Source organism: Brevibacterium ihuae, from assembly GCF_900184225.1.
Classification (GTDB): Bacteria; Actinomycetota; Actinomycetes; order Actinomycetales; family Brevibacteriaceae; genus Brevibacterium; species Brevibacterium ihuae.
In genome coordinates this window covers 812,667-826,622 of record NZ_FXWZ01000003.1, presented here as the reverse complement: position 1 = coordinate 826,622, position 13,956 = coordinate 812,667, and the positions used below count along the sequence as shown (strand labels likewise).

The 13,956-nt window shown below is 71.2% G+C and carries 12 protein-coding genes and 1 pseudogene; 7 read left to right on the top strand and 6 right to left on the bottom strand.

Annotated elements, in window-relative coordinates; genetic code table 11:
* Positions 1 to 67: 67 nt before the first annotated feature.
* Positions 68 to 1,255, bottom strand: a complete 1,188-nt coding sequence (locus C1A17_RS09095; protein WP_101652700.1) for an aminotransferase-like domain-containing protein — start codon at positions 1,253 to 1,255, stop codon at positions 68 to 70.
* Positions 1,256 to 1,260: 5 nt separating this feature from the next.
* Entirely contained in the window at positions 1,261 to 1,692 is a 432-nt protein-coding gene (locus C1A17_RS09090; protein ID WP_180953266.1) for a MarR family winged helix-turn-helix transcriptional regulator, read from the bottom strand.
* Between the two features lie 244 nt (positions 1,693 to 1,936).
* Between C1A17_RS09090 and C1A17_RS09085 the strand changes: the two genes are divergently transcribed.
* A complete protein-coding gene (locus tag C1A17_RS09085; RefSeq protein WP_245873619.1) occupies positions 1,937 to 2,440 on the top strand; it encodes a YflT domain-containing protein in 504 nt (167 codons plus the stop codon).
* Positions 2,441 to 2,553: 113 nt separating this feature from the next.
* Positions 2,554 to 2,985 (top strand): hypothetical protein, encoded by a 432-nt coding sequence (locus C1A17_RS09080; protein ID WP_101652698.1) that lies wholly within the window; start codon positions 2,554 to 2,556, stop codon positions 2,983 to 2,985.
* Positions 2,986 to 3,157: 172 nt separating this feature from the next.
* On the opposite strand, the gene C1A17_RS09075 is transcribed toward C1A17_RS09080, so the two are convergent.
* Positions 3,158 to 4,516, bottom strand: a complete 1,359-nt coding sequence (locus C1A17_RS09075) for a M18 family aminopeptidase (RefSeq protein WP_101652697.1) — start codon at positions 4,514 to 4,516, stop codon at positions 3,158 to 3,160.
* Between the two features lie 20 nt (positions 4,517 to 4,536).
* Between C1A17_RS09075 and C1A17_RS09070 the strand changes: the two genes are divergently transcribed.
* Together C1A17_RS09070 and C1A17_RS09065 are read left to right on the top strand one after the other, a co-directional pair.
* Positions 4,537 to 5,793, top strand: coding sequence for an MFS transporter (locus tag C1A17_RS09070; protein ID WP_101652696.1), 1,257 nt, complete (start codon positions 4,537 to 4,539; stop codon positions 5,791 to 5,793).
* Positions 5,794 to 5,858: 65 nt separating this feature from the next.
* Positions 5,859 to 7,262 (top strand): DUF1684 domain-containing protein, encoded by a 1,404-nt coding sequence (locus C1A17_RS09065; protein ID WP_101652695.1) that lies wholly within the window; start codon positions 5,859 to 5,861, stop codon positions 7,260 to 7,262.
* A 144-nt stretch (positions 7,263 to 7,406) separates the two neighbouring features.
* Here the strand turns inward: C1A17_RS09065 and C1A17_RS09060 are convergent, their stop codons facing one another.
* Positions 7,407 to 9,362 (bottom strand): M13 family metallopeptidase, encoded by a 1,956-nt coding sequence (locus tag C1A17_RS09060; RefSeq protein WP_101652694.1) that lies wholly within the window; start codon positions 9,360 to 9,362, stop codon positions 7,407 to 7,409.
* Between C1A17_RS09060 and C1A17_RS14760 the strand changes: the two are divergent.
* The 3 genes and pseudogenes from C1A17_RS14760 to C1A17_RS09050 form a co-directional block, all read left to right on the top strand.
* Positions 9,361 to 9,543 (top strand): annotated as a pseudogene (locus C1A17_RS14760) (arsenate reductase/protein-tyrosine-phosphatase family protein); the annotation flags it as partial. The gene C1A17_RS09060 and the pseudogene C1A17_RS14760 sit on opposite strands and share 2 nt — an antisense overlap.
* A gap of 22 nt (positions 9,544 to 9,565) precedes the next feature.
* Positions 9,566 to 9,970, top strand: a complete 405-nt coding sequence (locus tag C1A17_RS09055; protein WP_342750308.1) for an arsenate reductase/protein-tyrosine-phosphatase family protein — start codon at positions 9,566 to 9,568, stop codon at positions 9,968 to 9,970.
* A 112-nt stretch (positions 9,971 to 10,082) separates the two neighbouring features.
* Positions 10,083 to 10,736 carry a copper resistance CopC family protein gene (locus tag C1A17_RS09050; RefSeq protein ID WP_101652693.1) on the top strand — a complete coding sequence of 218 codons (654 nt, stop codon included), beginning with the start codon at positions 10,083 to 10,085 and terminating at the stop codon, positions 10,734 to 10,736.
* 272 nt (positions 10,737 to 11,008) lie between these two features.
* Here the strand turns inward: C1A17_RS09050 and C1A17_RS09045 are convergent, their stop codons facing one another.
* Complete coding sequence (locus C1A17_RS09045; RefSeq protein ID WP_101652692.1) at positions 11,009 to 12,115, bottom strand: glycerate kinase; 1,107 nt, start codon at positions 12,113 to 12,115, stop codon at positions 11,009 to 11,011.
* 508 nt (positions 12,116 to 12,623) lie between these two features.
* On the bottom strand, positions 12,624 to 13,856 hold the full coding sequence (locus tag C1A17_RS09040) for an MFS transporter (RefSeq protein WP_101652691.1): 1,233 nt from the start codon (positions 13,854 to 13,856) through the stop codon (positions 12,624 to 12,626).
* Between the last annotated feature and the right edge of the window lie 100 nt (positions 13,857 to 13,956).

The window sequence follows — 13,956 nt, the reverse complement described above, 5'->3', positions numbered from 1 at the left end:
GTGACCGGGTGCGCGCCCGGTCACCGGGTCGTCGGGGCCGGGCTGCTCGGCGGCCTCCCCGCGCTGGTCAGCCACGGCGGAAGACCGGGGCGAGGCGTTCGAGGCCCGTGCGGGTGACCTCCGGGGTGTTCGAGACGAAGGAGAACCGCAGGGTGCGCGGGTCCGGATCCGCGACGTAGAACGGCGCGCCCGGGACGAACATCGTGCCGGCCTCGATCGCGTCGTAGACGAGCTCGGAGGCGTCGTACCCCTCCGGCAGCCGCGCCCATACGAACATGCCGCCTGCGGGCTCGGTCATCGCCGACCCCGGGGGCAGGACCTCGCGGAGCCCGGTGAGCATCGCGTCCCTCCGCCGCGCGTACTCGGCGCGGATGGGATCGAGGGTGGCCTGGAGATCGGTGTGCGCGAGGTAGTGGGCGGCGGCGAGCTGATCGATCGTCGAGGTCTGGAGGGCGGTCGCCTGCTTGGCGACGCTCAACCGCTCGAGGATGTGCTCGGGCCCGCGCACCCAGCCCACCCGCAGACCGGGGGAGAGGACCTTCGAGAGGGTGTTGAGGAGGAAGGCGCGGTCGTCGAGGCGCGGATCGGCGCAGATCGGGATCTGCTGGTCCTCGGTGTACCGCAGCTCGGAGTACGGGTCGTCCTCGATGAGCCAGGTGTCGTGCGCGGCGAAGATGTCGGCCACCGCGCGACGGCGGGACTCCGGCATCGTCACCCCGGTGGGGTTCTGGAACGTCGGAATGAGATACACGGCCTTGGGCTTCCAGCGGCGGATCGCCGCGTCGAGCGCCTCGGGCACCACGCCGGCCTCGTCGGTGTCGACCGGCTTGAACTCGGCCCCCTGCAGCCCGAACGCCTGGAGCGCGGACACGAAGGACGGGTTCTCGACGAGGACGACGTCGCCGGGATTGACGAGCGTCTGGCTCAGCAGCCCGATGCCCTGTTGCGAGCCGGACGTGATGAACACCTGCGAGGCCGTGGTCGGCACGCCCATCCCGGTGGATCGTTGCGCGGCGGCGGCCCGCATCTCGGGCTCGCCGTCGGTCGAGGCGTACTGCATGGCCCGCGGACCGGCGATCTCCATGACATGGGCGAAGGACTTCGCCAGGCCGTCGACGTCGAACAGCTCGGAGGCGGGATTGCCGCCGGCGAAGCTGATGAGGTTGGGGTCGAACGAGAGCTCGAAGAGGGCCCTGATCGGCGACTTCCCCACTGTGGACACGTATTCGTTGAGGTGTGAGCGGACCGAATCCATGGACCTCATGCTAACCGTGAATCCGGCTGTTCCGAGCGGTCCGGCGCTGCGGGTTCCCCATGGCCCGCACGCTGGTGGCGGTCGGGGTCCCGGCGCGGTTCCTCCGCCGCGTTCTCGAGGTTCTCGTCGAGGGCCTGCGCGAACCGGGCGAGGAGTCGGCTGAAGTCGGCGACGTCGTCCGGCTCCCAGGCGCTGATGAGGCGGTCCATGGTGTCGGACATGCGGCGCGCATGGTCCTCCATGGCGGACCTGCCGTTGCGCGTGAGGCTCACCTGCACCGCACGACGGTCGGCGGGATCGGGGTCCCGGGCGATGAGCCCGTTGCCCTCGAGCCGCTTGACCTGAACGGTGATCGTCGACCGGTCGACCGATTGCCAGCCGGCGAGCTCGGACATCCGGGCGGAGCCGCATTCGGCGAGGCGCTCGAGCAGCCACACGTCGGTCCGGGTGAGTCCGACCGATTCCGCGCCCAGGCGCTCCCAGGTGGGCCGGCGACTGGCCCAGCGCTCGATCGAGGTCAGGGCGTGGCGGAGGGATGTGAGGACGTCGACCGGGTTCGGGGGACGGTGTCATGGTGCTCAGTCTACTCGAAGATTTGATTGGTAACATCAAACTAGATTGCGGATGTGAGACGACCCGAGACCTCGGCACGACCGTCCGCCACCACGATGAAAGGACACCATGACCGAGAACGCAGCAACCCCCGCCGGACAGCAGTTCGCCGACCGCACCCCGCTGGCGCAGCCCGTCCCGCGGGAGATCATCGCGCGCTTCCACGACTACCTGCCCGCCCAGGACGCGGTCGACCGGCTCGCCGATGCGGGCTTCGAGGTGAGTACCGTACGCATCGTCGGTCACGACCTCACCACCGTCGAACACGTCACCGGGAACATGACGTGGGGCAAGGCGGCCGGGTACGGAGCCCTGAGCGGCGCCTGGATCGGTCTGCTCCTCGGGCTCGTGTTCGCCCTCTTCGTCGCCGGGGTCGGGATCTTCTCCGTCCTCCTCTCGAGCGTCGCCCTCGGTGCGGTCTGGGGTCTGATCTTCGGACTCATCGGATTCGCCATCAACGGGAAGAACCGGAGCTTCAGGTCGATCCAGTCGCTCAAGGCCGCCGAGTACACGCTCGAGGTCGAGGCGCCCCGCGCCGCCGAGGCCATCCGGGTCCTCGGCACCACGCGCTGAGCAGCGAGCCGGGCGGGTCGCATCCCCGCCCGGACGGTCGGCGCCCATCCGCCCGGCAGTGCCCGCGCACCCGCACGCACTGCCGCCCGGGTGAGTGCACCTAGGCTGGTCCCATGCGCATGATCAACCTGCTGCAGCTCGCGGCCGCCCTGCTGTTCCTCGCTTCGGGCGTGATCCGGCTGGCGCTCGACCTGTCGAGCGTGCTCGGCTGGCTCTTCCTCGTGCTCGGCGTCCTCGCGTTCGCCCTCTTCCTCTTCGTCCTCACCCGCAGGCCGCACACGCCGTGGTCCGATGCCCTGCTCGCCCCGGGCCGGGCGGCGATCCTCTGGCAGGAGGGCGACGCGCGCAGCCGAGCGCTCATGCGGCGCTTCAACACCGACGGCCGCGTCGCCTTCGTCGACGTCGGACGGGACGCGGCAGGCGCCCAGCGGGTCCGCGACCTCATGGACGGGGAGCTCGCCACCCCGGTGCTCCTCACCCGCAACCGCCAGGTGCCGAACCCGAGCGCGAACGACGTCATGAGCGCCCTCAAGGACTCCCGCTGAACACAGCGGTTCCCACGGTGCCACCCGCCGTCAGCGGGTTCGGATCGGCCGCAGTTCAGCGGTGCCGAAGCGGCGTGCGCCCGTCATCCTGACCGGGCCGCCGACGCCGCGGACGGCCGGCCCGCGCGGGTCTGCCGGCGGCGACCTCGTCCGAAACCGACGACCAGACCCCTCAGTGGTCGCTGAGGAAGGCGTGCGCCACCCGGAAGAGATCGTGCACGTCGCTCACCGCGCACATCTCGCGCGCCGAGTGCATGCTCCACAGGGCGATCCCGACGTCGACGGTGGTCATGCCCAGCCGCGTCGCGGTGAGCGGTCCGATCGTCGATCCGCAGGGCATCGCATTGTTCGACACGAACTCCTGATAGGAGACCCCGGCCGCCGCGCACGCCCGTGCCCAGTGCGCGGTGCCCACTGCATCGGTGGCGTAGCGCTGCTGGGCATTGATCTTCAGCAGCGGGCCCCGGCCCAGCCGCGGGCGGGTGACCGGGTCGTGTCGCTCGGGATAGTTCGGGTGGACCGCGTGCCCCGTGTCGGAGGAGACGCACACCGAGCGCGCCATCGAACGGGCGAGCGCCTCGCCCGCACTGCCGCCCGCGTCGCCGGTGAGAGCGGCGACGATGCGAGCGGTGACATCGGAGAGGAACGGTCCGCTCGCGCCCGACCGCGTCGCGGAGCCGACCTCCTCGTGATCGAAGGCCGCGAGGAGCGGGATCGATCCGAGGCCGGCGGGCTCGACGAGCGCAAGCGCGCTGACCCCGGCGTGGACGGAGGACAGGTTGTCGAGCCGCGGCGAGGCGAGGAACTCCTCGTGGAGGCCGAATCGCGCCGGGTCCTGCGCGGCGATCGTCACGACGTCGAAGCCCACGACGTCGCTCGGATCGATTCCCGCCGAATCCGCGAGAGCGCGGATCACGTCTGCCCCACCGGGCTCCCCGCCGGTCAGGTGCTCGAGTCCGATGACCGGCTGCACGTGACGCTGACGGTCGAGTGCGAGCTTCTCGTTGACCTGCCGATCGAGGTGGATCGCGAGCTGCGGGATGCGGCCGATCGGCGGGGTCCGGGTGAGGACCTCCTGCCCGTCGAGCGTGACGAGGCGCCCGGCGAAGCAGAGCTCCCGGTCGAGCCAGGAGTTGAGGAGCGGGCCGCCGTAGATCTCCACCCCGACCTGCTGCGTGCCCTCGACCGTGAAGTCCGGATTCGGCTTGAGCTTGAACGCGGGGGAGTCGGTGTGGGTGCCGAACACGCGGAACCCGGGGCCATCCGGTCCCGTCGCCCCCGTGTCGGACGCTCCCGCGCGGCCGGTGCCCGCCGGCATCACCCACGCGAGGATCGCGCCGTCGCGCACGACGAGGTGCTTCCCGCCGGCCTGCAGATCCCAGTGCGCGCGCTCATCGAGCTCGACGAATCCGGCTGCGGTGAGCCGGCGGCGCGCCGCGTCCGCGGCGTGGTAGGACGACGGGGACTCCTGGACGAACGCCGCGAGATCGGCGGCGACGGCATCGGGCAGGGATTCTGTCGTGAGACTCATAGCCGGTAGCCTAGTCAATCGTGCTCATCACCCTCGGACGCATGGTCGGTTGGGGAATCCTCCCCCTGGGCGTCATCGCGAAGCTTCCCTTCGCGATGTCCGTCGTCGCCGTCATGACCGCCGTCTCCTCGACCCGGGAGAGCTTCACCCTGGCCGGGGCCACCGCCGCCCTCGTCGGGGTGGGCACCGCGATCTCCGGGCCGCTGCTCGGCGCCGGTGCGGACCGCTGGGGCCAGCGCGTCGTGCTCCTCGTCGCCGCGTCCGCCCACGGCCTCGCCCTGTTCGGCCTCGCGCTCGCCCTGCGCGCCGCCGCGCCCACCGCGCTCGTGCTGGGAGCCGGTCTGCTCATCGGGCTCACCGCGCCGCAGGCCTCCTCGATGGTGCGCACGCGCTGGCTCCACGCGATCCGCGCGCGACTGTCCGGCGCGGAGGCGCGGAAGGCCACCTCGGCGGTGCTGTCCTACGAATCCATGACCGACGAGCTCGTGTTCGTCTTCGGCCCCGTGCTCACCGGGTTCGTCGCGGTGCTCCTCGGGGTCGTCGTACCCCTCGAGTTCGCCGCCGTGCTCACACTCGTGGGCGTCACCGCCTTCGCCCTCCATCGCTCGTCCCGCTTCACCCGCGGTCATGCTCGCGACTCCCGGCATGCCATCGGCACGGCGGAGGACGCGGCGGTCCGACGGCTCGCGCCCGTGGCCGAGCTGCGGCGTCCCGCAGTGCTCCTGCCGGTCGCCGGAATGGTCGCGATCGGACTGTTCTTCGGCTCGTCGCTCACCTCGCTCACCGGATTCATGGAGGAGCTCGGCCAGGGGGACGCCACCGGGATCTACTACGGGATCATGGGGGTGAGCTCCGCGGCGTGCGCCCTCGGCGTCGTCCTCCTCCCCGAGCGCTTCACCTTCTCCGCCCGGTGGCTCGTGTTCGCCGCGCTCGCGGTCGCCGGCGGGATCCTCTATGTCCTCGCGGGCGGCATCGGCGCGATCGTGCCCGCTCTCCTCGTCATGGGCGCCGGCATCGGACCGAGCCTCGTCACGCTCTACTCGATCGCCTCGGAGGTCGCACCGCTCGGCCGGACGACGACCGTCATGGCGATGATGTCCACCGGGGTGGTCGTCGGCCAGTCGGCCTCGGCGGCGCTCACCGGGGTCGTCGTCGACGTCACCGGATACCGGCAGGGATTCGGGGTTGCGTGCGCCGCGCTCGTCCTGCTCCTGTGCCTCGGCGCGGTGCAGATGGCGGCCCTCCGGAGGGCGGGGAGCATTCCCGCCGAGCGCTGAGCGCGATCCCCTACTATGAATGCCAGGACGACGAACACCGCGGCGAACGTCGAGACGAGGACAGTGTGGAACAGTACATTGCAGAATGGCAGGAGTGGCACGACGCGCGCCTGTCCGCCCTCGCGACAGCGTTCGGATGGCTCAGCCTCACCGGTCTGACCTGGCTCGACGACGGCGCAGAGGTGTCCTGGGAGGACGGCCCCGGGACCTTCGTGCGCGACGGCGAGTGGGTGCACCTCACCCTCGCGCCGGGCACGAGCGCCGGACCCGGCAAGGACGCGCTCGAGATCATGGGGCGGCCCGGTCCGCTCGCCGAGGTCCGCACCGATCCCGAGGGACGGATGTCCGCCCGCGTGGCCCCCGGCGAATCGCTCGGCTGGGTCGTCGTCGGGCACGTCCTCTACGAGCTCCTCAACCGCGACGGTTCGGTGGGCCTGCGGCGGCACGACTCCAAGGCCCCGCTGCTCTCCCGCTTCATCGACGTCCCGACGTTCCCGGTGAGCCGGGACTGGGTGGTGAGCGCGGCGTTCACGCCCTATCCGGTCCCGGAGGAGCGGCGGATCGCCTCGGCCATGCCCGGGATCGAGCTCGACGAGCAGGTCACCGGCGAGGTCACCTTCGAGCTCGGCGGGCACACCCACCGGCTCAAGACGACCGGCGGACCCGACAGCGGTCTCACCGTGCGGTTCCACGACTACAGCAACGGCGTGACCACGGCGACCTGGCGCACCCTCAACATCGGGCTGCCCGGGTCCGGCGGCGCGGTCATCCTCGATTTCAACCGCACGCTCAACGACCCGTTCGCCTTCACGCCCTACGCCACCTGCCCCGCGCCGGTGCCGGAGAACATGCTCCCCCTCGCCGTCGAGGCCGGCGAGCGCAGGCCCACGCAGACGCTCGGCGAGGCGGGCATCAACACGCCCGTCCTTGTCATCGAGACGAGCGCTACGCCCGGCGTCGGGTCGATCCTCGAGCGCTTCGATGACAACGGCCTCGACATCACCCACGTGCGCGTGTCCGAAGGGGAGTCGCTGCCCCCGCTCGCCGGCTTCGCCGCCGTCGTGCTGTTCGGCGGGCCGGAGGGCGACGCGCTCACCGCTGAGCAGCGCGCGGAGATCACCGAGCTCCTCACCGATGTCATGGCCACCCGGCTGCCGGTGGTGGGCGGAGGATCGGCGGCGCAGTTCCTCACCCAGGCCGCCAGCCACGACACGCTCACCGCCGGACGGCTGACCTTCGAGGGGATGCCCGACGACGTCGGCCGGAGCCCGCTCGCGGTGAGCGCGGACATCGCCGACGACGCGCTGTTCCGCGCGAACATCTCCAAGCTCGGCTCCGACGGGATCGGCTACATCGAGCTCTCGAAGCTTGCCGACGCGGCCCCCGGCGACGACCGGTCCGAGGCGTACACCATCACCTGGCGCGATCTCGTCGAGCGGTTCGCCCGCCTCGTCCACACCAACGTCTGACCCGGCCCCGCGGTGACACGCGGGACTGTCGTCCCGGCCGGCCGTGCCGCGCCCTGCCCAGGCGCCGACGAACCCCGCACACGACGGCGGCCGGCGGCACCGCGATCGCGATGACGCCGGCCGCAGCTGCGTGCGCTCAGCCGCTCACCAGATGGTGACGCGCTTGTCCGGGGCGAGGTACATCCCGTCGCCCTCCTCGACGCCGAAGGCCGCGGCGAAGGCATCCATGTTCTTGACCACCTGGTTGCAGCGGAACTCCTCCGGCGAATGCGGGTCCACCGCGATCCGCCGGATCCGCTCCGCCGGGCGGAACTTCGAGCGCCAGGCCGAGGCCCAGGCGTAGAAGAACTCGCGCTCCTCCTCCTCGCTGAGCTCGCGCTGCTCGTCGCGGGCGAGGATCTGGAGGGCCTTCCATGCGATCGACATCCCGCCGAGGTCGCCGATGTTCTCGCCCACCGTGAGCGCACCGTTGACGTGGTGCTTGGGGTCGATCCCCTCGGGCACGAGCACGTCGTACTGGTCGACGAGGCTCGCGGTGCGCACCTCGAACCGCTCCCGGTCGTCGTCGGTCCACCAGTTGACGAGGTTCCCGTCGCCGTCGTAGCGCGAGCCCTGGTCATCGAAGCCGTGGCCGATCTCGTGCCCGATCACCGCGCCGATCGCGCCGTAGTTCGCCGCGTCGGAGCCGTCCGGGTCGAAGAACGGGGGCTGGAGGATCGCGGCGGGGAAGACGATCTCGTTCATCACCGGGTGGTAGTAGGCGTTGACCGTCTGCGGGGTCATGAGCCATTCGGTGCGGTCGATCTCCTGTCCGATCCGACCGATCTGCCGTTCGTGCTCGGCGATCGCGGCGCGGCGGACATTGCCGATGAGGTCGTCGGCGCGCATCTCCGCCGGGTACTCGCGCCACACCTCGGGGTAGCCGACCTTGGGGACGAACTTCGAGAGCTTGGTGAGCGCCCGCTTCCGGGTGTCCTCGCCCATCCAGTCGAGGTCGGTGATCGAGGCCTCGTAGGCGCGGGTGAGGCGCTCGACGAGAGCGGTGATCGCCTGCTTGCTCTCCGGCGGGAACTCGCGGTCGACGTAGAGCTTGCCGACGGCCTCGCCGAGCAGGCTCTCGACGAGTCCGACGCCGCGCTTCCAGCGCTCGCGCTGGGTGGGCGTGCCCGACAGGGTGCGGCCGTAGAAGTCGAAGTTCTCCTCCGACAGCTCCTCGGTGAGGAGTCCCGCGTAGGCCGCGACGATCCCGAACACCATCCAGGCCTTGAGGTCGTCGAGCGGGGTGCGCGCCCATTCCTGGGCCATCCCGACGAAGAACGACGGCTGGGACACGACGAGGTACTCGAGATCGCTGACTTCCGCGCCGGAGAACCAGGCCGGGAAGTCGAAGCCCTCGGCGAGCTCGAACAGCTCGGCGGCGGCGAACTTGTTGTACGTCTTCTCCGCATCGCGGCACGCGACCCGGTCCCAGTGATGCTCCGCGAGGCGGGTCTCGAAGTCGAGGACGAGAGCGCCGAGCTCGTCGTGCGGGCGGTCGGTGAAGCGGGGCAGGTCCGCGATCTCGGACACGCGCGCGATATGGGCGAGGAAGGCCTCGCGGATCTCCTCGTAGTCGTCCGAGGAGTAGTAGTTCTCGTCGGGGAGGTGGAGGCCGGCCTGCATCGCGTAGAGGACGTACGTCGAGGAGTCCTTCGCATCGGCGGACACGAAGCCGCCCACGACGTTCGGCACGCCGGAGCGCTCGAGGGCGCCGAGGACGCGGGCGAGCTCGGAGTGGTCGGCGGCGGCGAGGACCGCGTCGATCTCGCCCCGGATCGGGTCGAGCCCGTTCGCCTCGATGGTGTCGGTGTCCATGAAGGACGCGTAGAGGGCGCCGATCTTCTGCGCCTCGGAGCCGGGCTCCGCCTCGTGCTCGCCGAGGTGGGTGATGAGATCGCGGACCTTGGCCTCGGAGGCGTCGTACAGCGCGCGCATCGTGCCGTCGCCCGCGCGGTCCTCCGGGATCTCGAAGGAGTCGAGCCAGGCGCCGTTGACGTGACGGAAGAGGTCCTCGCGGGCGCTGATCGCGGGGTCGCCGTGGGGCAGTCGAGTATCGCTCATGCCTCAACGGTATCCCGACCGGGGCGGAGGCGGAATCTGCGACGATGGAGGGGACGAACGGCCTCGAGAAGGAGACAGCGCGATGGCGACAGCAGCGGAGGCGGGGACCTCCCCGTCGGTGGTGTTCGTGTGCACCGGGAACATCTGCCGCTCGGTGATGGCCGAGCGGGTCCTGCGGCACCGGCTGGCCGAGGACGGCATCGATGACGTCCTCGTCGATTCCGGGGGGGATCAGCGACGAGGAGGCGGGAAACCCCGTCGACCCCCGCGCGGTGCACGTCCTCACCGGGGCCGGGTACGACGCCGCGGATCATTCCGCGCGGCAGGTCACCGGCGAATGGCTCGCCGAGCGCGATCTCGCGATCGCGATGACGCAGCGGCACCGGGAGGCGCTCGAGCGGCTCGTCTCCCGGCTGCCCGAGGAGCGCCGACCGGAGATCCGGATGTTCCGCTCCTACGATCCCGCGGCCGACGGGCTCACCGGCACCGACCTCGACGTCGCGGACCCCTGGTACGGCGACCAGGACGGTTTCTTCACCACGCTCGACCAGGTCGAGGCGGCTGTCCCCGGCATCGTCGACGAAATGCGTTCGCGTCTGCGCGGCTGACGGAACCCGGCGGTCCTTGCGCGTCGGATGTGTACCCGCGCCGGGCTTCTGCGGGATAATGGGCGCGAGCAGTCAATCGATTGGAGCCTCCGTGACCGTCCGCAGCTCTCGCATGTCCCTCTTCGCCCTCGTGGCGGCATTCTTCGTCGGCCTCGGCCTCGTGTTCGCCCCGGCCGCCACCGCCCATGACCAGCTCGTGTCCTCGACCCCCGAGTCCGGAGCGGAGCTCGACTCGCAGCCCGAGTGGATCGAGCTCGAGTTCAGCGGCGAGGTCCAGGAGATGGGCTCCGAGGTCCAGGTGATGTACGAGGGCGAGAACGTCTCCGCCGGTGAGCTCACGGTCGACGGCACCACGGTGAGCTCCGCCCTGCCGGCGGATCTGTCCGCCGGCGAGTACACCGTCGTGTGGCGGGTCGTGTCCTCCGACGGCCACCCCATCAGCGGCGAGATCCCCTTCACCATCACCGACGGCAGCGGTGCCGGCGGCGAGGCCGCGACCGAGGGCGAGGCCTCCGAGGGTGCTGAGGGCGCTGAAGGGGACGGCCCGCAGCTCGGTGCCGGCGCGGTCGACGAGGAGCCCCAGCTCGGCGGCGAGCAGCGCGGATCCCTCGAGGAGGGCGACGCCGAGGCGACCTCGAGCGGCATGTCCACGCCGATGATCGTCCTGCTCGGCGTCGGCGCCCTCGCCGTCGTCGTCATGGTCGTGCTGCTCCTCGCCCGCAAGAACAAGGGTCTGCCCGGCACCGAGGGCGAACCCCGCCGCTGAGACTGGGTCTGAAGTGCGCGTCTCGCCGACCACTTCCCGGTCGAGCGCGTCCCCCGACCTTCACCTGCGACAGATGTCCCGTCGGCGCGCGACGGCGGCCTTCGCATGCGACAGATGTCCCGGATTCAGAGAGAATCCGGGACATCTGTCGCAGGTGAGCCGTGCTGCCGCCGCGAACTGCACGCGCAACGGCTCCTACCCGCGTCGCCGGCATCCGTACGCAGAACCCGCTCCCGCACGCGGGACCGACGCCGCTGCTCCGGGCGGGGTGATCAGCGCATGCCCTCGGCGAGGCGCGGAGCGAGGAGTTCGAGCACGCCGGCCGGTTCGGAGAGGCAGGAATCGAGGTCGGCGACATCGGTCATGCGATGGACGCCGGCGATCCCGAGGTCCGCGATCCGCTCCTCGGCGATCTCGCTCGATCCGCACACGACGTGGACGGGCAGGCTGCGATCGCGTGCCGCGGCGATCACCGCTCCCGGCCCCTTGCCGGACAGGGTCTGCTCGTCGAAGCGGCCCTCGCCGGTGACCACTGCGTCGGCCTCGTCGACCGCTCGGGTGAACCCCACGAGGTCGAGAACGTAGTCCGCCCCGGGCACCGAGGCGGCCCCGAGGAGCGCGAACGCGCCGAAGCCCATGCCGCCCGCGGCACCGGCTCCGGCGCGGCCGGCGTGGTGCTCGCCGTCGGGGACGAGGGAGGCGAAGTGCGCGAGCGCCCGGTCGAGGCGCTCGACCTCGGCGGGCCCGGCCCCCTTCTGCGGGCCGTAGACCGCTGCGGCCCCGTCCGGGCCGGTGAGCGGGTTCTCGACGTCCGAGGCGAGGATGATGTGCGCACCGCCGTCGCGGAGGACCGGATGGAGGCCCGCGGTGTCGACCTCGTCGAGCCTTTCGAGGCCCTGACCGCCGGGCGGGATCGGGTCACCGGCCGCGTCGAGGAACCGGATGCCGAGCGCGCTGAGCATCCCCGCGCCGCCGTCGCTCGTGGCCGAGCCGCCCACCCCGAGGACGATCTCCGTGCAGCCCGCGTCGAGGGCCGCGGCGATGAGCTCCCCGGTGCCGGATGAGGAGGCGGCCAGCGCGGACTCGGCGTCGGGGTCGATGAGGGCGAGGCCGCTCGCCTCGGCCATCTCGATGACCGCGGTGCCGGAGCGCTCGGCCCACCGTGCGGTCACCGGGGTGCCGAGCGGTCCGGAGACCTGCGCGGTGCGCTCGGTGAAGCCGGCGGATACGGCGGCGGCGACGGTGCCGTCCCCGCCGTCGGCGATCGGCACGGCGGTCACCGTATGGCCAGCAGCGGTGAGAGCAGGAGTGAGGGCGGCGTGGACCTCGGGGGCGGTGAGTGTGCCCTTGAACTTGTCGCAGGCGAGGAGGATGCGCATGCCCCCACCGTACTGGGCGCCGCGGCGGAGGTCACCGGTAGGCGCGGCGGCGGAGGTCACCGGTAGGCGCCGCGGCGAAGGTCAGCGAATCCGCACAGGGAAGCCGAATGCGGGGGTCGCCGGATCAGAATGCCGACGATGGGATCAGGGTGCGAACCCGGAATGTGAAAGCCGTGACAGCCCGACACTTTTCCAGCCTGACCGCCACGGTGAGAACAGCATAACCGACCGGTAATGCGTCGTCATCACGATCCCGGTCACGCGGATTCCTGCGTGTCGAGCAGGTTCGGCCGTCCGCGAAGCGCATGCGACGTCGGGGGACCTGAATGCGACGCGGAGACCCGATCGTTCGCCCCCACGGTCGGTGCTCCCCGGCTCCGGAGCGAGGAGGGTGCGACCCCCCTGAAGTCGGTCTGAGCACGGCCCGGCGGGGGAGGGGCATCCGCACCCCGACGGACTCCCGGGGGCCGGGGTCGTACAGGCGGGCAGCGGCCCACCGCCGTCCGGCTCAGTCCCCGGTGTCGAGCACGGTCCGGTCGGCCCGTGCCGCGTGACCGCGCACTGCCGGATCCATCGACCGGAAGCACAGCGCGACGACGACCGCGGCAATGGTCGCGCTCACTGCGGGCACGAGCACGGCGGTGCGGGCGCCGGCGGCGTCGATGATGATGCCCGCGAGCGCGGAGCCGATCGCGACCCCGAAGCCCAGCGAGGTGCTGATCCACGCGAGTGCCTCGGTCAGCCGCCGCGGCGGGGCGAGATCCTTGACCACGGAGGACGCGGCGATGAGGCTCGGAGCGATGGTGAGTCCGATGGCGAACATGATGACCCCGAAGCGGAGCATGTCGGTCGCGAGCATGAGGAGCCAGATGGCGGCTGCGAGGGCTGCGATCATCACCGCGAACCGCTGGTGCGCGGACGACTTCCAGGTCACCCCGCCGTAGATCACGCCGGCGAGGAGCGACCCGGCGGCGAAGGTGCTGAGCACGACGCCGGCGAGCGCCTTGTGGCCCTGCTCCTCGGCGAAGGCGACGGCGATGACGTCGATCGCCCCGAAGTTCACGCCGAGGAGCACCTGGGCGATGACGACGACGAAGATGCCGAGGTTGGTGAGGACCTTGCCGGTGTCGGCGCCGGTGCTCCGGATGATCGGCGGCTCGGTGGACTTCTGGGTGTAGAAGAGCAGCGAGCCGATGATCGTCGCGGCCATCGAGGCGAGGATGCCGGCCGGCGGGAGGACCGCGGTGGCGAGGGCGGTGACGAGGACGGGGCCGGTGACGAAGAGGATCTCGTCCGCGACGGCCTCCCAGCTGAAGGCGGTGTCGAGCTGACGGGGTGTGCGCACTGCGGCGTTCCAGCGCGCACGGACGAGGGAGCCGAGGGAGCCGACCGTGCCGCCGGAGAGGGCGGCGAACACGAAGATGAGTCCGGACCACCACCCGGAGTAGACGGTGACGAGGAGGCCGGTGAGCGCGAGGACATGGATGACGACGACGGGGGCCATGACCCTCGCCTGCCCGTGGCGATCCACCAGGCGGGCGATGAGCGGATTGGTGATCGCCTGGACGACCATGAAGGTCGCGGTGACGATCCCGGCGATCGCGTACGAGCCGCTCGTACCCTGGATGAAGAGAAGGATGCCCAGGCCGAGCACGGCGATGGGCAGCCTGGCGAGCAGCCCGGCGAGTGAGAACTTGAGCGCCCCGGGCAGAGCGAAGATCTCGCGGTAGTTGCGCAGCACCCGGTCAGTCTAGCCAGTGGGAGCGGGGACCGGGCAGGCGATGCGCCCGGGTGCGCACCGGGTCGTCAGGGGTGTGTGGGCCCGGTGCGCTCAGCGGGCG

What these genes read in the sequence shown, in the direction of transcription:
- C1A17_RS09095 (WP_101652700.1), bottom strand. Translation starts at nt 1,255, where the DNA reads ATGGATTCGGTCCGCTCACACCTCAACGAATACGTGTCCACAGTGGGG.
- C1A17_RS09085 (WP_245873619.1), top strand. Translation starts at nt 1,937, where the DNA reads ATGACCGAGAACGCAGCAACCCCCGCCGGACAGCAGTTCGCCGACCGC.
- C1A17_RS09080 (WP_101652698.1), top strand. Translation starts at nt 2,554, where the DNA reads ATGCGCATGATCAACCTGCTGCAGCTCGCGGCCGCCCTGCTGTTCCTC.
- C1A17_RS09075 (WP_101652697.1), bottom strand. Translation starts at nt 4,516, where the DNA reads ATGAGTCTCACGACAGAATCCCTGCCCGATGCCGTCGCCGCCGATCTC.
- C1A17_RS09060 (WP_101652694.1), bottom strand. Translation starts at nt 9,362, where the DNA reads ATGAGCGATACTCGACTGCCCCACGGCGACCCCGCGATCAGCGCCCGC.
- C1A17_RS09055 (WP_342750308.1), top strand. Translation starts at nt 9,566, where the DNA reads ATGACGTCCTCGTCGATTCCGGGGGGGATCAGCGACGAGGAGGCGGGA.
- C1A17_RS09050 (WP_101652693.1), top strand. Translation starts at nt 10,083, where the DNA reads ATGTCCCTCTTCGCCCTCGTGGCGGCATTCTTCGTCGGCCTCGGCCTC.
- C1A17_RS09045 (WP_101652692.1), bottom strand. Translation starts at nt 12,115, where the DNA reads ATGCGCATCCTCCTCGCCTGCGACAAGTTCAAGGGCACACTCACCGCC.